The organism is Ruegeria sp. BB9 (assembly GCF_056539345.1).
This window is the reverse complement of record NZ_JBQFUU010000001.1, coordinates 1,362,386-1,380,029: the sequence shown is the minus strand read 5'-3', so window position 1 is coordinate 1,380,029 and position 17,644 is coordinate 1,362,386. Positions and strand designations below refer to the sequence as shown.

Annotated in this window: 18 protein-coding genes; 9 read left to right on the top strand and 9 right to left on the bottom strand. The window is 59.8% G+C overall.

What is annotated here, in order from left to right:
• Together ACR0FC_RS06910 and ACR0FC_RS06905 are read left to right on the top strand one after the other, a co-directional pair.
• A complete protein-coding gene (locus tag ACR0FC_RS06910) occupies positions 1-849 on the top strand; it encodes a fumarylacetoacetate hydrolase family protein (protein WP_170339203.1) in 849 nt (282 codons plus the stop codon).
• Positions 842-1,765: a 2-hydroxyacid dehydrogenase gene (locus ACR0FC_RS06905; protein ID WP_170339202.1), complete on the top strand. Its 924-nt coding sequence runs from the start codon at positions 842-844 to the stop codon at positions 1,763-1,765. The genes ACR0FC_RS06910 and ACR0FC_RS06905 overlap by 8 nt, the downstream gene beginning before the upstream one ends.
• A 17-nt stretch (positions 1,766-1,782) precedes the next feature.
• Here ACR0FC_RS06905 and ACR0FC_RS06900 read toward each other — a convergent pair whose 3' ends face one another.
• The 4 genes from ACR0FC_RS06900 to ACR0FC_RS06885 all read right to left on the bottom strand — a co-directional run bounded on the left by ACR0FC_RS06900 (position 1,783) and on the right by ACR0FC_RS06885 (position 7,543).
• Entirely contained in the window at positions 1,783-2,784 is a 1,002-nt protein-coding gene (locus tag ACR0FC_RS06900) for a HupE/UreJ family protein (RefSeq protein ID WP_367646641.1), read from the bottom strand.
• On the bottom strand, positions 2,781-3,611 hold the full coding sequence (locus ACR0FC_RS06895) for a peptidyl-prolyl cis-trans isomerase (RefSeq protein WP_170339199.1): 831 nt from the start codon (positions 3,609-3,611) through the stop codon (positions 2,781-2,783). The genes ACR0FC_RS06900 and ACR0FC_RS06895 overlap by 4 nt, the downstream gene beginning before the upstream one ends.
• A 150-nt stretch (positions 3,612-3,761) precedes the next feature.
• Positions 3,762-5,687: a DUF3604 domain-containing protein gene (locus ACR0FC_RS06890; RefSeq protein WP_254437760.1), complete on the bottom strand. Its 1,926-nt coding sequence runs from the start codon at positions 5,685-5,687 to the stop codon at positions 3,762-3,764.
• 194 nt (positions 5,688-5,881) lie between these two features.
• Positions 5,882-7,543, bottom strand: coding sequence for a Na/Pi cotransporter family protein (locus tag ACR0FC_RS06885; protein ID WP_170339198.1), 1,662 nt, complete (start codon positions 7,541-7,543; stop codon positions 5,882-5,884).
• A gap of 169 nt (positions 7,544-7,712) precedes the next feature.
• Between ACR0FC_RS06885 and ACR0FC_RS06880 the strand changes: the two genes are divergently transcribed.
• The gene (locus ACR0FC_RS06880; protein WP_170339196.1) at positions 7,713-8,546 is read left to right on the top strand and encodes a DeoR/GlpR family DNA-binding transcription regulator; all 834 of its coding nucleotides are present in this window, start codon (positions 7,713-7,715) and stop codon (positions 8,544-8,546) included.
• A gap of 137 nt (positions 8,547-8,683) precedes the next feature.
• Here the strand turns inward: ACR0FC_RS06880 and ACR0FC_RS06875 are convergent, their stop codons facing one another.
• The 3 genes from ACR0FC_RS06875 to ACR0FC_RS06865 form a co-directional block, all read right to left on the bottom strand.
• Positions 8,684-9,661, bottom strand: coding sequence for an oxidoreductase (locus ACR0FC_RS06875; RefSeq protein WP_170339194.1), 978 nt, complete (start codon positions 9,659-9,661; stop codon positions 8,684-8,686).
• Between the two features lie 139 nt (positions 9,662-9,800).
• Entirely contained in the window at positions 9,801-10,682 is an 882-nt protein-coding gene (locus ACR0FC_RS06870; protein WP_170339193.1) for an AraC family transcriptional regulator, read from the bottom strand.
• Positions 10,683-10,937: 255 nt separating this feature from the next.
• Positions 10,938-11,582: an RrF2 family transcriptional regulator gene (locus ACR0FC_RS06865; RefSeq protein ID WP_480656802.1), complete on the bottom strand. Its 645-nt coding sequence runs from the start codon at positions 11,580-11,582 to the stop codon at positions 10,938-10,940.
• Between ACR0FC_RS06865 and ACR0FC_RS06860 the strand changes: the two genes are divergently transcribed.
• The 6 genes from ACR0FC_RS06860 to ACR0FC_RS06835 are packed head-to-tail and all read left to right on the top strand — an operon-like array spanning position 11,472 to position 16,154.
• On the top strand, positions 11,472-11,951 hold the full coding sequence (locus ACR0FC_RS06860; protein WP_254428897.1) for a hemerythrin domain-containing protein: 480 nt from the start codon (positions 11,472-11,474) through the stop codon (positions 11,949-11,951). The two genes, ACR0FC_RS06865 and ACR0FC_RS06860, sit on opposite strands and share 111 nt — an antisense overlap.
• Positions 11,952-11,963: 12 nt before the next feature.
• Positions 11,964-12,497: a DUF2478 domain-containing protein gene (locus ACR0FC_RS06855; protein WP_170339189.1), complete on the top strand. Its 534-nt coding sequence runs from the start codon at positions 11,964-11,966 to the stop codon at positions 12,495-12,497.
• Between the two features lie 39 nt (positions 12,498-12,536).
• On the top strand, positions 12,537-13,073 hold the full coding sequence (gene ubiT / locus ACR0FC_RS06850; RefSeq protein ID WP_480656801.1) for a ubiquinone anaerobic biosynthesis accessory factor UbiT: 537 nt from the start codon (positions 12,537-12,539) through the stop codon (positions 13,071-13,073).
• Entirely contained in the window at positions 13,070-14,068 is a 999-nt protein-coding gene (ubiU, locus tag ACR0FC_RS06845) for a ubiquinone anaerobic biosynthesis protein UbiU (protein ID WP_170339187.1), read from the top strand. The genes ubiT and ubiU overlap by 4 nt, the downstream gene beginning before the upstream one ends.
• A 4-nt stretch (positions 14,069-14,072) precedes the next feature.
• Positions 14,073-14,984: a ubiquinone anaerobic biosynthesis protein UbiV gene (gene ubiV / locus ACR0FC_RS06840; protein ID WP_170339185.1), complete on the top strand. Its 912-nt coding sequence runs from the start codon at positions 14,073-14,075 to the stop codon at positions 14,982-14,984.
• A gap of 9 nt (positions 14,985-14,993) precedes the next feature.
• Positions 14,994-16,154 (top strand): NnrS family protein, encoded by a 1,161-nt coding sequence (locus ACR0FC_RS06835; RefSeq protein ID WP_170339184.1) that lies wholly within the window; start codon positions 14,994-14,996, stop codon positions 16,152-16,154.
• Here ACR0FC_RS06835 and ACR0FC_RS06830 read toward each other — a convergent pair.
• Positions 16,142-17,239, bottom strand: a complete 1,098-nt coding sequence (locus tag ACR0FC_RS06830; protein WP_170339182.1) for a M56 family metallopeptidase — start codon at positions 17,237-17,239, stop codon at positions 16,142-16,144. The genes ACR0FC_RS06835 and ACR0FC_RS06830 overlap by 13 nt on opposite strands.
• Positions 17,226-17,621, bottom strand: a complete 396-nt coding sequence (locus ACR0FC_RS06825) for a BlaI/MecI/CopY family transcriptional regulator (protein ID WP_005983946.1) — start codon at positions 17,619-17,621, stop codon at positions 17,226-17,228. Before ACR0FC_RS06825 ends, ACR0FC_RS06830 begins: the two co-directional genes overlap by 14 nt.
• Between the last annotated feature and the right edge of the window lie 23 nt (positions 17,622-17,644).

Genomic DNA, 17,644 nt, shown 5'->3' with positions numbered 1-17,644 from the left:
ATGAAACTTGTTCGCTACGGAGCCGCAGGGTCGGAAAAGCCTGCGTTGGTCGACTCTGAGGGTCAATTGCGGGATTTGTCCGCCCATGTCACCGATATCACCGGTGAAACGCTGGGCGACGCCGTGCTGGACAGGCTGCGCGCAATTGATCCCGAAAGCCTGCCGATTGTTGAAGGGGATCCGCGGATCGGAGCTTGCGTGGGCAAGATCGGCAAGTTTCTTTGCATCGGACTGAACTACTCGGACCATGCTGCCGAAACGGGCGCGGATATTCCCAAGCATCCGATCCTGTTCTTCAAGGCAAACTCCGCCATCGTGGGGCCTTATGATGACGTTGTAATGCCGCGCGGGTCCACCCATACCGATTGGGAATGCGAGTTGGGTGTGGTGATCGGCAAAACGGCGAAATACGTCTCCAAGGCTGATGCTTTGGACTATGTCGCCGGTTATTGCATCGTCAATGATGTGTCCGAGCGGCATTTCCAGACGCAACTGACCGGACAATGGACCAAGGGGAAGTCCTGCGACACGTTCGGTCCGACCGGTCCGTGGTTGGTCACCCGCGATGAGGTTCCCGATCCTCAGGCGCTGGGCATGTCCCTGGATGTGAACGGTCAGCGGATGCAGACCGGAAACACGGCCACCATGATCTTTACCGTTGCCGAGATCATCGAGCATCTGAGCCAGTTGTTTACCCTTCATCCCGGTGACGTGATTTCGACGGGCACACCGCCCGGGGTCGGCATGGGTATCAAGCCCGATCCGGTCTATTTGAAGAAGGGCGACGTGATGGAACTGAGGATCGACGGGCTGGGCACGCAGCGGCAGAAGGTCAGTCAGGATGACTGAGCTGTTGCAGATCGGCGGGATTACCGACCGGATGAAAGATCGGCTGTCCACTGCATTTGATATTCGCCAGTTGGACGATTTTGATGCCGCGCGCATCACACATGTGGTCACGAACGGACATGACGGCGTGCCGCCCGACCTGATGGCCCAACTGACAAATCTGAAGATGATCAGCGTCTATGGGGTGGGATATGATGCAGTCGATGCAACGGCTGCTGCAGCCCGTGAAGTTGTCGTAACGCACACCCCGAATGTGCTGAACAACGAGGTCGCAACCACCGCCGTTCTGCTTATGCTGGCCTGCTACCGAGAACTTGTGCGCGACCATGAATACGTCCGATCGGGACGATGGGAAACAGAAGGCAATGCCCCTTTGACCCGATCAGCCGACAATCAAAAGGTTGGAATTCTGGGCCTTGGCCGTATCGGCCAGGCGATTGCTGACAAACTGACGCCGTGGTCGCCCGAAATCTCCTATCACACCCGCAGTCCCAAGGATGTGCCATACCGGTATTTCGACAATCTGGTCGACATGGCCAAACACGTGGATATGCTGATTTGCATAACACCGGGCGGGCCGTCGACCAACAAGCTGGTCAATGCCGAAGTGATGCGGGCGTTGGGGGCCGGGGGCACGCTGATCAATGTCAGCCGAGGATCCGTTGTTGACGAGGCGGCTCTGATTGAGGCGCTGCAAAGCGGTGAGCTTGGCTGGGCAGGGCTGGATGTTTTCGAGGACGAGCCCCGCGTTTCACAGGCGTTGCGCGAGTTGCCAAACGTGGTTCTGTTGCCGCATGCGGGCAGTGCTACTGTCGAAACGCGTGCCGCCATGGGTGATCTGACGGTGGACAATCTGTTGCAGCATCTCAAGGACGGATCGGTTCTGACCGCCGTGCCGGAATGCAAAGATCTGTGAATTGACCGCTTAGGCGCTCAGAACCCGTTGACCCGCTCGATCAGCCAATAGAGCGATATGCACCCGATGGCATAGCCTGTCACCGGGGTGGCCAAGTGGGTCACCCAATCGGCGTTCCGTGGCGCGATAAGGCGCCACATCGCAATCAGAAGTGCGAGCACTGCGATAAAGGCAAGCTGACCAGCCTCGACGCCGATGTTGAAAGCCAGCAGTGCTGCGGGGATCTCTTGCGAGGGCAGGCCGATTTCAGCCAGAGCACCGGCAAAGCCGAGCCCGTGCAGAAGGCCGAAACTGAAGCAAACGATCCACGGGTATTGCTCGGATAACCGCAGTTCGCCCTCTTTGTGCCTCAGGATTTCCAAAGCAAGGAATACGATGGACAATGCAATGACGGCTTCGACGGGGCCGGCGGGCACGTTGAGAAACCCAAGCGTCGCCATTGCCAGCGTCAGCGAATGCGCGACTGTGAAGGCGGTGATCGCACCGACCAACCGCCATGGGTTCCGCACCAGAACAAAAAGCGCAAAGACGAACAACAGGTGGTCCCAGCCTCCCAGAATGTGTTCGAAACCAAGCAGGAAGTAGCTGCCAAAAACCGACCAGATCGTAGGCTCCGCAGGGACCGTCAATTCGGCCTCATCAGGCGTAAATCTGAGCGTCACGGGTTCAGCATTCAGCGGTCGAACGCGTAGCAAGACATCGTTCTGCTGACGCTCCAACCCGTCTATGGCCACAACATGGCCCGCGATTTCGGCCTCACATTCTGCAATCCAAGAAGACACCCAAGCCTGGTTTTCCGCTGTTGGCTCCGGGCCATTTGCCGGCGCGCAATGGTCGGGCAGAACCGCATCGATCTCCATGGGTTGTCCGTTCACGTCGGGAATACGCCAAAGGATTCTCCAGGTGCCCGGCGCCAGTTCGTTCAGGTCCAGATAGCCGGGGTCAAGCGCGTGTGCTCGACCGAATTGCGGAACCATGCCCAGCCAGAAAGCCAGCAGAACAAAGAAGAGCGTCTTCACGAGCCGCCCTCTGCGGATTCGGGTGTCTCGACCCGGTACCGGGCGGCGAGGCTTTCGTATTGAGCCTGCGCCAGGTCCTGAGCCGTCGCCCTGCGCCAATCGTTCAGAACGGAGTCGTAGATCTCGGCGAGCGGCGGAAGATAACCGGGCTTTGCTTCGGTCACGCGGACAAGATGTTGCCCGTATCCCGAGTTGATCGGACCGATCCAAATCATCGGCTCGCTCCCGTCAAGCTGTGACGCAAACCCGCGACCAAAGGTTGTGTCGATTGCACCCGCGGCTGTCAGTGGCATCGACCGCGCCAGCAAGGACGAAACGCCAAGGCTGGACCAATCCGCGCCACCGTTCAGCGCCTGCAGAGTATCGTCGACGACGTCCGGGTCTGGGGCATCACCCAGATAGATCTGATCAAACGCGATCAGGGTAGGGGTCGTGAAGCGGTCTGCGTTCTGGGCCAGATGCTCTTCTAAAACAGCCTCCTCGGGGGCGACCGAGGACGCAATTGCGGTAGTCAGAAACTCCATTTTTCGGGCAAGGCGGGCCCGGATCACCTGATCACCACGGTCCAAACCCAGCTTTCGGGCCTCGCGCACAAGAATTTCTTCGCGGGTCCAGGAATCGATCAGCGCCTGCAACTCGGCGTCGGTGGGTTGGCGTTTCCAGCTGGCCTCGAACCGTGTTTTCAAAAGCGCGATGTCGTCGCTGTCAATTGTGATCGTTTCGGCTTCTACTGGGGGCTCGGTCTCGTCGGATACAAGATAGAACCAGCCGAAAATGGCCAGCCCGATCAGAATGAAGTGGAACAGCGGTTCTTTGTAAAAGCGCATGAAAGATCTGACCTGCTGGCAATTCGATACCCGATCGTTGATCCCAACGGCCCGTCATGTCAAATCGCCGATTTCAATTTGGGGTGAAGATGTTGCTGCAACGACCCCGGCCCAAGGGCGCGATCCCGCGCCCCCGGTTTCGGTCTTGGTTCATTCGCTGGCAGGCGTGTACCAGATCGGTGACGAATACGCCCGTTCCTGATGGATCAACTGGGCCTCGGCCGGCAAATCGATTCCAAAACGAAGCTTGTCGTACAGCACCCATCGCGGGGTCGGGATTTCCAGAACCCGCACGTAGTAGAATGCCCGCGCGTCGGGATCGAAGTCGGGATCCGTCCAAACGGTCACCAATTCCGATGCGCCGATCGAGTTGCTCCAGCTGGCGGTGTCCAGATCGACGGTATTGCCGACTTCGGGAAGGTTGCCATTGGCATCCAGCGCACGATCGTCGGACCAGGCTACGTTGTAGACCTTTTCCTGAAGCGCGCCGTCTGCATCCAACCAGCCCTTGACGACCTGAACTCGATCAAGGTTTGCGCCGACGGGGTCACGCAGTGCGCCGATCAGGAAAGTCGGTGCGCCTTCGCCCTCGGGCGGACGCAGGTCACCGCCCATCGGCACGCCTTTGGTGTATCCCACATCGGCTACCAGACGCGTCAGCAGGTCGGACTCATCGAAATCCCATCCGCCGAAGAAACGAAGCCCGATGCGAGGCCCGGTCGTGGCGTATGTCTCGCGTCGCTTGAACGCGTCGAAAATGGCCGAGCGCGTATTCTCGGACGCCCAGACTGCGGTATAGCCCGATGCGACCAGCGTATGCCCCTCAAAGGCGCCCAGATCGCTTTCGACAAACGGGTGCAGAACGCGCGTAGCCGAGGGCTCGGCGCTTACGGATTTGCCGAAATAGTTGTCTTCCTCGGCCGTGGCCAGCGACGTATGGCTGTCCGTCGCGCCGCCCATCCCGAACTTGTAGGGGTTCACGCCGAATTTCTCTTCAAGCATCAGCCCGCGCTTCAGCGCCTCACGCGCATATTCGCCGGCCAGCATGTCATCGGTTTTCAGCTCGGAGATATCGAGGTTCCCGACATCCCAGTTTTCATAGTCGGCAAATGGGTCGTCAGGGCTGAGATAAGGATGGGCTTCGCCGTCACCCTTGATCTGGGTGACCTCGTAATGGGGTTCCCACTTGGCGCGGTTCTGTACGTATTCCTCATCCACCTTGCCGCCGTGATAGGTGTCTTCGGTCGGGAACATCCAGCCGTTCGACAGATTGCCGTTATGCGCGAAGGCAACGGCACGGCCTCCGGTCTTGGCCTGGTACTCCTCGAGCCACACGTAAAGTGCCTTCGGATCCGTATTCCCGTAGGGCGGCTGCGTGACCGGCGGCACCATCTGTAGCGCACGGATCGGGCCATCGCGCAGCATGACGTTTCGATGCAGGTTGAATCCTTTGGGCACCGAGGTCCATTCGAAACCGATGAACGCTGTGAAATTGCCCGGGTCGTTGTGCCGTTCTGCGGCCATCACGATATGTTCCCAGGTAAACGCAAAGGCGTCCGCTCCGGGGCTGTATGATTCAAGCAGGTCTTCCGGAAGGGTCATCTGCGAGAAATTGGAAATGATGTCGAACGCCGCTTTGGCAGCTTCGTCCCCGCCCGCAGAGTATCCTTCGTACCATTCTAAACCCTTGGGATGTGCCAAGACCCCCGGCTTTCCGGCCTGCAGGTCCGGGGCAAAACCCATCAGGTCGGTGTGATCCGTAAGAACCATCCAATCCAGCGGGCGCGCAAGCCGAACCGGCTGTCCTGTCGACGAGATGACCTGTTGGCCTTTCGCAAATCGCCAGGCGTCATCCGGCAGCAGCGTGTTCCCGAACGTTCCGGCGTCCAGTGACAACCCGGTGTGCAGGTGCGTGTCCCCCCAAAGAGGGCGCTCTGGGAATGTCCGGTTGGCATAGGGCGAGAACGGACGCTCGGCAAAGGTTCCCTCTGCGGCTTCCTTGGTCGGCACAGCGTCGGCGAGAACGCCTGCCGGGCCGAGTGTCAGCAGCATTGAACAGACGTAGAGTCGCAGCATGAGAACCTCCCAATTCAACAGCTTCGAATTCAAAGAAACGGTTTTATGTCATAACATTCTGATATGACGATAGCATGTGGGTGGGGCCGACTGTCAATTCTGCCGGGTTCAGGAAGCCAGAAAGCCTTGTACTCACGGAAGGGCGGGAGCCTTGGCTGCCGGTCTTTAAAAGTACAATCCGAAGATTGCCGTGACTAAGGTGCGTCCGAGATTATGCGCGGTTTGGCCAGGCGGCTTTCCAGAAGATCTCCCGTCTCTTCGGCGATCGGGTAGGCGACAAAGGCCAGCGCCGCGTTGATTTGCTTCAATAGGCGCAGTGTCTCCTGGTGGATATTGGTTGTCTCGATACTGGCCGGACCCCGACTTTGCAGGCGCTTCAAGTGGCGCTCCTGCAGGTATTGCTCTTCGATCCGGATGCGATCCTTTTCGGCGACCAATTGGCGGGCCGCCTCAGCGTCGCCGGTGGTCAGAATGCTCAGAGCCAACTGGCCGTTCGTTGTGATCTGATCGTGGAATTGTTCAATGTCGGTCAGACCTTCCTTGGAAAATGTGATGCCCTCGTCAGCCATTTTCTTCGCCAGCGCCACAAGGTTGACCGCGATCCGGTCGGCAGCCTCTTCAAGGTTGTTGGCCATCGACACCAGCTCGAGTGTCTTTTTCTCCTGCTGAGGTGTCAGATCGCCTTCCCGCAGGCGCGAGACGTAGATTTTGATATCAAAATGCATGCGGTCGACATCGTTTTCCCGCAATTCGATGGTGCGGGCAAGTTCGGGGTCCCAGTTCCGGAACAGGTGAATGGTCGGCACCAGCATCGCCTGAACCGTTTCAGCCATGCGCAGCAGTTCGCGCTGTGCGCAGGCCAGCGCCAGAGGCACGTGGTCCAGTGCGCTGGGGTCCAATGCCGTCACGTTGTCGGCGGTGATGCTGGAGTGGCGGGGAACGAACGTGCCGGCCAACCGGATCAGCAGGTTGGTGAATGGCAGCGCAACGACCAGAAGGGCGACATTCATCGCAATGTGCAGCATCACCACCTGTTGACCGGGCGCTGTGCCGAACGCGGATATGTTCAGTACGCCGGTCAGCAGCAGGGCCAGCGCCACCAAAGTGACACAGGCCCGAGCCACCAGGTTGGCAAGGACGATCAACTTGGCCGGGCGCTCCTGCGACCAGAGCAGGGCGAATGAGATCACGGCGCCACCGAGATTGGCACCGATGACCAGTGCGGCGGCCACAGTGCCGCCAACCAGTGCTGACGCCGCGAATGTGGCAAAGGTCAGCACCGCGGCAAGGCTGGAATGCATGAGCCACGCCAGAATTGCGCCGACCACATAGGCGCTGATCAAGTCACTTTGAAAATATGCGGCAATGCTTTGAACGATTGGGCTGGCCCCGATTGGCACTGTGGCTTCGCGGATCATTCCAAGCGACAACAGCACCAGGGCAAAACCGATGATGATGCGCCCGATTTGTTTCGTCCGCCGTCGTCCGGCCTTCAAAAACACCACGACGCCGACCAGCAATGCGAATGGCATCACCGCCTGGACGGGCAAGGTCAGCACCTTTGCCATGAGGGCGGATCCCACCTCCGCCCCCAGCAGCAGCGCAAGGGCCGAGGGTGGGGCCAGCATGCCCGATACCGCGAACCCGGCTCCGATCAATGCAACCGCAGTCGAGCTTTGCATCAGCATCGCTGCCATACCGCCGCCCAATGCAGCGGACACTCGATTTTCAGACAGAATTTTCAGGCCGCGTTTCAACTCGGGCAGGAACGCTCGTTCCACTCCGGTCCGGATCAACCGGACAGACCACAAAAGCAGGGCGACCCCGGCCGCCAGATGGGTGGCAAGCACGATCATGCGTTCGATACCTTGTTTGCGCTGCGCCGTTGCATGGCCAACATTCTGCCTTCCACAATGGGGTGAGTCCGACGATCTTCATCACCAGTTTGAGGGCAATGCAACAAAATATTTGCAAAAATGAGGTAAACGCCACAAAAGTTGATTATCGTCTAGCCGGGTCAATGAGATGTCAAAGGCCAAAACACGTCAGAAACACAGCAAGAAAGGGCGGGATCGGCTGAAAAAGTCCGATCGTCGCCAACGTATCCTGCTTGAGCTCAAGCTGCGCCCGCACGTGCGCATCAGTGATCTGGCCCGCAGTTTCGACGTATCCACCGAGACCGTCCGCAGAGATTTTGACGCGCTGGCCGAAGACGGCCTGATTGCGCGTGCGCACGGTGGCGCGTCGGCGCCGGTGCAAGGGCATTATCTCAGTCTGGACGAGCGCAATGCGGCCAGGGTTGCCGAACGCGAGCGGATCGGAAACGCCGCCGCTGGCCTTGTGCGTGAAGGTGAGACGGTCATGATCGACTCGGGCTCGACAACCGCTCAACTGGCGCGCTCATTGGCATTTCGCGACATACGTTGCACTGTCATCACGAATTCGATTCCGGTGGCCGTGACACTGGGCGGGAGCGCGACCGAGGTTATTGTTTGCCCCGGTGCTTATCTTACCGCTGAGGCTGCCGTCGTTGGTTACGAAACGCTGGAGTTTCTGGGCCGGTTCAATGTCGATCGCTGCATGATAGGCGCGTCGGGATTGTCCGAGGATGGCCCCAGCGAGCCGATCGGTGATATCGCCGCCGTCAAACGCGCGATGCTGGGCCGTTCTGCGGAACGCCATCTTCTGCTGGATGCCCAGAAGTTCAATCACAAGCAGTTGCACAAAGTGTGCGAACTGTCGGATTTGGACACGTTGATCGTCGACACGGTCCCGCCAAGCCAGTTGGCCGTGGCGCTGGGCGTGTCAGATGTCGAACTGTTGATCGCCGATCCGGCGCCCGAGCAGGCTTTGGCCTGAACCGTTTGGGTCCAGCCCGGGCCAAGACCAGCTGCGCAGAGGGCTAGGGGGCGCGACTGTGGTCTAAAGCCCTGGCGCTGCCTTATCCCCAAAAAGCGCAGTCCGGCCGGGATCGTCCCGACCGGATTGCGTGGGTATCAGGCCTCTTGCAGTAGCCGTTCGCTGATCTCCCACAGCTTTTCGGCTGATGCGTCATCGCACGCATGTGCGTTGACCCCGAAATATCGGGCCGTCGGGCTGTTGGGGGCGGTCGGGGCAGCAATGTCAGCGTCCTCGCAATATACCCCCGGTTTGCCAACCAGCTTTGGCGAAGTCGCCGCCCAAACCGTTGTTGACGCGCCCTGTTCGGGCGTCTTGAAACCCTCCTTTGCCAATTCGGACGGCTCGCCATCCTCGTTCAGCCAGCCCAGTGCGATCATCTCTTCCTTCGGCAGGTGCCGTTGCAGAGGGGTGAAGATCCCACCGGGATGTACCGAAAACGCCAACCCTCCGGTCTCTGCCAAACGGCGGAAAAGGGCGTTGGCAAACAACGCATTTGCGGTCTTTGCTTGCCCATAGGCCTGCCATTTGTCGTAGTCCGTCTTCTCGAACTGGATATCATCCCAATGCACGTCACAAATCTTGTGCGCGGTTGAGGAGAGAGCCACGACCCGCGCGCCCGGTGTTTGCTCCAAAAGCGGCAGCAGTAACTTGGTCAGGGCAAAGTGGCCCATGTGGCAGATACCGAATTGGGATTCCCAACCGGGTCCAACACGGGCCTCGGGGCACGCCATGATCCCGGCGTTGTTGATCAGCAGATCCAGGTTTTGCAAGTCGCTGGATACCGTCTTGGCAAACCGTCGGACTGATCCCAGATCCGCCAGGTCCATTGGTGCGGTCCTGACATGACCTTCCACGCTTGCCAGGCTCTCCCGAGCTTTGATTTCCGAGCGTACGGGAACGATCACCACGGCCCCCTTGTCGGCAAGGGCGCGGACTGTTTCGAGGCCAATACCGCTGTAGCCACCGGTTACGATTGCGGTTTTTCCGGTCAGGTCGATATCGGCCAGCACTTCGGCCGCCGTGCTTTTTGCGTGAAATCCGGAATTTGTAGGGACTTGGTCGGAGACTGCCATCAGGTATCCTTGCGATTTCGGGGGCAACATCGCCCGGTTGCATCATGGATGAACCTAACCTGTCCGCCTCGGGTGGAACACAGGGCTTCCTCCTCAACTCTTGCTCGATTCTCCGAAACCCAAGAATAAAGCGTGCAGCTCAGGTCACGTGATCCCGGGTCAGTTCTCGTGGCGGAACGCCGAATTTTTTGGCGAACTCACGGCTGAATTGGGCCGGGCTTTCGTACCCAACCGCGTGTGCAACACGCGATACAGGCGTTCCCGTCTGCTGAAGCAGTTGGAAGGCTTCGGTCAGGCGCAGGTCTTTCTGGAACTGCAGCGGACTGTTGGCCGTTACCCGTTTGAAAGCGTCATAGAATACCGAAGCGCTCATGCCCGAGATCGCGGCCAGGTCCGAGGCTTTGATCGTCGAGCGGTACTCTTTGCGAATATGCGCGATTGCCTTGGCGACCTGATTGGCCTTGCTGTCCGTGCGGATGATACGGCGCAGCGCGCGCCCTTTGTCGCGGCGCAGAACCCGGAAATAAACCTCGCGGACGGCGGCGGCCCCCAGCGTTTGCTCTGCGATCGGATCTCGGCGCAGACGGAATAGACGTGCAAATGAATTAATGACTTCCACATCGGCCTGACCGCTTTCCAAGGCCGGCCCCGCATCGTCCAGCGAGGTGCCGCCCATGTCGGTGTAGACGCCCCGCAATACGCGCATGTCGATGCCGAGATACAGGGCGATGTAGGGGTTTTCGGGCGAGGCATCCACAAGGCCCGAGACCATTGGCAGGGCGCTTCCCACGACAATGACGTCCCCTGCGTTATAGCGTACATGCTCGGTTCCGTACTGAACCGACTTGCTGCCCTGAAGCACCAGCCCGATCATGGGTTCAACGACCGAGCATGACGGGCGTTTGGACTGGCGCGTCTGCGCCAACACCATGTCCCGCACACCACAGGGCCAGAAGCCGTCATCCAATTGGGCCTCGGTAATCAGCGTCTTGGCGTCGTCAAGGAGTCTCTGCAGTTCCAATGGGATCTCTCCGGCCAGTCCGCCAAGACTACAACCTGCATTTAGCCGCACAAGAGTTTCGGGTTGTTATTCGGAGGATCAGGCAAGTCCGCCGGAGAAACAGCTAGCTGAATTTCCAGAGGCGTTCGGTTGACCGTCGCTGCCGAGATTGGAGGGCATCTGATCTAACCGCTCTAAGCACCAACGTAACCGTGTTCGCAGCCTGATTGGTTCTGAGAGAACCCGGGCGAATTGTCGGAAGGGGCAGGCCGGCTGCTATTCTGCCGCCGAAACCTCCCACGGCGGACGATAGATGCAATCAGCCAGTGTTGCCTGATTCAGGTCGTCGAAAAACGCCTGCTCGGCTTGCTTCAGCCGGTATTTCAAAAGGCAGCTTGGAGTCAGAGTGCACGCACTGCCATCGGCCGAGAAACACTCAACGATTGGTTGCCCGGTTTCCAGGGTACGCACAACGTCGCCCAAGCGGATGTCCGACGCCGGGCGAGACAGGACGGCCCCGCCGCCACCGCCCCGCCGCGTTTTGAGGTATCCGGCATTGGCCAGCGCTGAAATGACCTTGGCGAGATGGGCGCGTGACACCTTGAATTCATCCGCAAGTTCGCCGGTTGAAAACGGGCGGTCCGGGCTGCCAGCCAGCCGCATCAGAATGCGGAGACCATAGTCAGTGAATGAGGTGAGGCGCATGGTCGCGTTTTTCAATCGGTATTTTCTATGCGTATTAGCAAAACAGAATGCGCAAATCAAACTCCGATTCGAGATGCTCGGGTCGTGAACCTGAAAGCACGGACCATGACGAACTTCGATATGCACGAAGCTGATCTTGAGACAGGCGCCCTGATTGATCACATCCTCACACGATATCACGAAACACACCGGACCGAGCTTGAACAGCTTCAACATCTTGCTGAACGCGTGGCCTTGGTTCACCGAGACGACCCCCAAGCCCCCCGAGGGTTGGTCCGCGCCCTGGCCGAACTGGCGGCCGAAATGGAAACGCACATGGCAAAAGAGGAGATCGTCCTGTTTCCCGCCATGCGCATGGGCGGCATGGAAGGTATCGAAAACCCGATCCGGGTTATGCGCGCCGATCACGATGGCCACGCCGAGAGTATCGCTCTGATCCGGCATATCACCCATGACCTGACACCGCCCGCACATGCCTGCGGGTCTTGGCGACGGCTTTACGATGGGCTGCGGAACCTTTTGGCGGATCTTGACCGGCACATGATGCTTGAAAACCAGGTCCTGTTTCCACGGTTCGAACGGTAGAGGGGATCAATCATGCTTCTTGCAGGTGTCGACGCAAGTGAGGCAGGCGGAACGGATCATTTGCTGGCGACAGTGGCCGCGCGATTGCAGGAAGAAGGTCTGCGCTTGCTCGGAGCGTTGCGTGTGAACCTTTCGGATACTGGCACCCAGTTTTGTGAGACAACGCTTGGACTGCTGCCGCATGGCCCCAATATCCGGATCACGCAGGATCTGGGTTCGGGCTCAGGCGCGTGTCGAATGGACGCCGGTGCGATCGAAGAGGTGGTCGGCATCGCGACCGCTCGGTTGCGAGATGACGGTTGCGACATCGTTCTGCTGAACAAATTTGGTCTCAGCGAGGCCGAGGGTCGCGGATTTCGCACCCTCATTGCCGAGGCCTTGGCGCGGGATATTCCGGTCCTGATCGGCGTGAGCAAAACCCATCGCGCCGCCTTCGATCAGTTTGCCGGTGGAACCGCCAAACTCCTGCCGCCCATCGAGGACGTTGTGGTCGAATGGTGCCGATGCTCCATCGCGCAAGGCCGAAACACGGCGGCACCGGGTTGAACCCGCACAAATACAACAGCCAAACGGATGAGGCAGTACATGCAGCATATGGTGAGCCCAACACAGACATCGAACAGGCCAAGGCCGCCGGGACAGGCAGTCGTCTCGCGTTTGGCCTGCTTGGCGGTTCAGCCCATTCTCGCGCGTGTGGTCCGTAGGGTCGCGCAGGAACATCCTGCGCTGTTTGCCCGACTTGGCCCGTATCAAAGCGCCGATTTCCTGATCGACCCGATCGAGCTGCCGTTCGCGCTGCATCTGCGTCCAGATCCTCAGAACCTGAGCTTTCGTGCCGTACCGCGGTCGATGCTGCCTGACGCAATAGCAATTATCCGAGGGCGGTTCCTGCTGCTGTTGGAGCTGGTTGATGCGGAACAGGACGGCGACGCGGCCTTTTTCTCACGCGATCTGGAGATCACTGGAGATACCGAGGCCGTCGTCCGTTTGCGCAATGCATTGGACGACATGGATGGATCCATCGCTCAGGAGGCTGCGGACATGTTCGGCCCGCCTGGCCGCGCGATCCTGTCCCGGTTGCGCCGAAATTACCAAGAAGTAGAAGGAGCGACTGCTTCATGAGCCTCGCCGAATTGATATGCCCCGCCGGAACTCCCGCTGCCCTGCGCACAGCGGTCGATGCCGGGGCCGACGCCGTCTATTGCGGCTTTCAGGACGCCACCAACGCCCGGAATTTTCCGGGGCTGAATTTCACGCCGCAGGAATTGGAGGAGGCGGTGGCTTATGCCCATGCCAAGGGTGCCAAGGTCCTTCTGGCACTCAACACTTATCCCCCGGCGGGCAAGGTCGACCTTTGGCGGCACGCTGCCGACACCGGTGCGCGGATCGGCGTTGATGCCTTCATCGTGGCTGATATGGGCGTGGCCGACTACATCGCCCGAACCCATCCACAGGTACGCTTGCACCTGTCGGTACAGGCTGCAGCGTCGTCACCCGAGGCGATCCGCTACTATTGCGAGAATTTCGGTGTCAAACGCGTGGTCCTGCCCCGTATTTTGACCATTCCCGAGATCCGGCAGATCCGAAAAGAAATCCCCTGTGAGATCGAAACCTTCATCTTCGGAAATCACGGTCTGATGGTCGAAGGGCGCTGCAGCCTGACGAACTATTTGACCGGGCAGTCCACGAACCTCGATGGCGTCTGTTCGCCGGCGTCCGACGTGGAGTACGTGCGCGATGCCGATGGTTCGATGTCATCGAGGTTGGCTGGCTTTACCATCGACCGGTTCGGGCCAGATGAGAAGGCCGGTTATCCGACGATTTGCAAAGGCCGCTATCAGGTCGCACATCGTCCGGACGGGTACTATGCGTTCGAGGAACCGATCAGCCTGAACCTGGCCCGCCTTCTGCCTGAGTTGATCGATGCCGGGGTGCATGCGTTCAAGATCGAAGGGCGGCAAAGGTCCAAGAGTTATGTCCGGTCCGTGGTGTCTGCATTTCGAAACGCTGTCGACGATATCCGGGCGGGTCGCGAAGCGGATATCGGGAACCTCGTCGCACTGACCGAGGGTCAGAAACAGACGCAAGGCGCTTTTGCCACGAAGAAATGGCGGTGAAACGATGACGAAACTTACATTGGGCCCGATCGCCTATCACTGGTCGGCCGACCAACGCCGGGATTTCTATGCGCGTGTCGCCGACGAAGCTCCGGTGGATGAGGTCTATCTGGGCGAGGTCATCTGTTCAAAACGCGCCCCGTTCCAAGAGGCTGACCTGCCGTCCATCATCGAAAGGCTCGAACGGACGGGCAAAAAGGTGATTTTGTCCTCCTTGGCCGAAGTGATGCTGAAGCGAGAGCGCAAGGCCACCGAAGACCTGTCTGAGATGGAGTCGCCCGAGATCGAAATCAACAACGCTGCGGGACTGTATGCACGCGGTACGCGACCGCATCGCATCGGCCCATTCATGAATGCCTATAACGAGGCCACAATCCGCTGGATGGCGTCAAAGGGGGCGACGCATGTCTGCCTGCCCACCGAGTTGCCAGCGCCCTCGATCGCCGTCGCGGCGCGAATGGCGCGCGACTTGGGTCTCGGGGTTGAAGTGCAGGTCTTTGGCCGGGCGTCGCTGGCCGTTTCGGCGCGGTGCTATCACGCGCGCTCGCACGGGCGGACAAAGGACAATTGCCAATTCGTCTGCGAAGAAGACCCCGACGGGATGCCCCTGCGTACGAGGGATGAGCAGCCGATCCTGCGCATCAACGGGATCCAGACCCAATCCGAAGGGTATCTGATCCTGCTGCAGGAACTGCCCCAACTGGTTGCCGATGGTGTGAGCCATCTGCGATTGATGCCGCAGGCCGTCGACATGGTCACCGTCGCTGAGGTTTACCGGGCGCTGTTGGATCAAAGCATGTCGACCGAGGCGGCCGAAGCCCGGTTGCGGCAGGTTTGTGCAGATACGCCGTTCAGCAATGGGTTCTATCACGGTCAAGCCGGCTATCGCAGGATAGCCCAGGCGTCCCTTGCATGATCGGAAACCATGCTGTCCTCGCCTCATCGGATCATGTTTCCTGCGGCGGGGGCAGCTGCCCTTCTGGGGGTGAGCGGCCTGTTTCTGGGGCAGGATTTCATCACCCATTGGTCGCCGTTGCTGGGGCTGTACGCCTGGCATGCGCATGAGATGTTGTTCGGCTTCGTCGGCGCGGCATTTGCGGGCTATTCGCTGACGGCGATGCGCAGCTGGTCGGGGGGCGATTCTGTCTCGCCAACCGGCACATTGTTGCTGTTTGCGATTTGGGCGATGTCCCGGTTTGCCGCCATCGGTGCGCTTGGGGGCGAACCCATGTTCATCGTCCCAATGGGCACGGCGTTCTTGCTCTTTCTCGCCGGTCGTCTCGCTTGGGCTGCACTGCGCGAGCCCGCGGTTGCCGGAGGGCTTCAGGCGCTTTTCGCCCTTTTCCTGGCCATCTGCCAACTTGCCTTTCTAGCTGGGTCTGCGCCGTCCTTCTCCACAGTTTTACTCGTTGCACTTTTGGTGTCGGTTGTCGGTGGGCGCATGATCGCTGCTTTCACATGGAATTGGACGCACCAAAGCCCAACCGCCGCGCAAAAGTTTCGGTGCGCGAGGGCATTGGGGGACGCTTCGGCGGCAGCTCTGGCTTTAACTGCGGTGCTTCTCGGGCTTGTTTCCGTCGCCGATGGTCCGCTTATCGGCGTCCTTCTTGTGATCTGCGCGGGGTGCGAGGGTGGGCGTCTGTGGCTCTGGCATTCAACGGCAGTTCTTCAGGATGGATTGCTGGGGATGCTTCATATTGCCTTTGCGTGGTTGCCCGCTGGTCTGTCCCTGTTGGCGGCTTCGCTGTACTTCCCCGACTTGCTGGCGGCGCATGATGCGTTGCACGTTCTGACGGTCGGAGCGGTCAGCTGCGCGATCTATGCCGTCGCTGCCCGTGCGGTCGCGCGCCGTTGCGGCCGGCTGCGCCCCAGTGCGATTGATGGTATCGGATATGCCTTGTTGTGCCTTGCCGCGGTTTTGCGGGCGTCCTCTGCAGACGTGCCCGCGGTCCTTGCTTGGGGAGCGTGTTGGGCCGTGTTTCTCTGGCGGCACGTCCAAGCGCTAGGCCGCCCACTCGAGCGACCGGTGTTCAGCGGTCAGGCCAGCAACAGGATGGATCCTGGCGTCGCCGATCAATTGCCCTGATTGCGTGCCTCGAGCCGTTCAAGGTTCACGACGGTCGACAGCATCAGCCGGTCATGGCTCCAGTCCTGAGTCTGGCGGATCGTGGCTGCGCCCAAGGCCAGCAGAACAGCGAACAGCAGGGCCGAACCCATGAAGATTGCCGGCAACGGTGCCGAGAACGAGGGTGCATCGGCCAGCGCGATCACGCGTTGTTTCAGAACCCGTTTGGCCTTGCCACCAGAGACCAGCGCCACGTTCAAGACCCGTGGCCGGCCCTGCGCAACGGTCCGGGCGCAATAGTCCAGCAGGCAGTCGGTATAGTCGCGCGCGTCGATCCCGCGTCGGGTGACGACGGATTGGTCGCAGGCCAGTTCGCGCAGTCGGCTGAACTGGTATTTCAACGCCCAGTAGGCAGGGTTCCAGAACAGCAGCGGTCGCATGGCCTCAAACGCAATCTCCCATTCGACGTCCCGGGCGCGAACGTGCTGCAATTCATGCGCTAGGGCAAATCGCAGTTCGCGGGGGGTGTCCAGCAGATGGCTGGGCAGAACGACATGGCGACGACGCGCCCCGCGCACGGCAAATGGAACCGTGATCCGATCGGACAAGCGAATGTCCACGTTGGCCGACCGCCGCCACAGGAAGCTTGAAACCACCGTGTCGCGGATTGCCAGCGCATCCCGGACGGTGCGGACCAGCATCCGGAGGGCGGCCAGGGTCAGCAGCACCAAGGCGGCCGTCACAAGGGCGCTTTGTCCGGACAGTACCGTGTCGACCCAACGTTCACGCGTGTTCAGCAGAGCTTCGAATTGTGTAGCCGGCATCGCGATTTCACCGCGCAAATAGGCCGCTACCGCAATATCACCGATGGAAACGGCCTGACCCGGCCAGAAAAAACCGGCGGCTGCCGTGACCCCAAGGGCCAGAACAGGGCTGAGCATGACGCAGACGCAAAGAACCTTCAGCACGCGCAGCTGTGTCATGTAGTCGTGCCGCAGGCGCGTTCGGGCTACGGCCATGCGGGCGCCCAACCAGATGAGTGCCGAAAGAACCAGCACCACGTTCAGGTCGAGAAATACATCGAGAACCGGTTTAACCGCTGTCATTTTGCAGTCTCCTCTCTACCAGTGCTCGAATTTCCTCCAGATCAGCTTCGGTCAGGCCGGCGTCGTCGACAAGTCGTGCCACCAGCGAGGCCGGGGTGTCATCGAACAACGTGCGGGACAGGTTCTGCAGCGACCGCGCCTGATATGTGTCCTTTTCAAGCAGCGGGCGGTAGATCAGGGTTTTGCCGTCCTTGCGGCTTTGGACAAATCCCTTTTCATCCAGAATGCGCAGGATCGTCGCGCCAGAGGTGTAGGCCAGGTTCCGCTCGGGCGGCAGCCGGTCCAGCACGTCGCGAACCGAGCCTTCGCCAAGTGCCCAGAGCTCGTTCATGAACTCCAGTTCAACCTCGGTCAGCAGATTTCCTGTCTTTCTCTTTCGCATCGGTCTCGGTGTCACCATTTTGC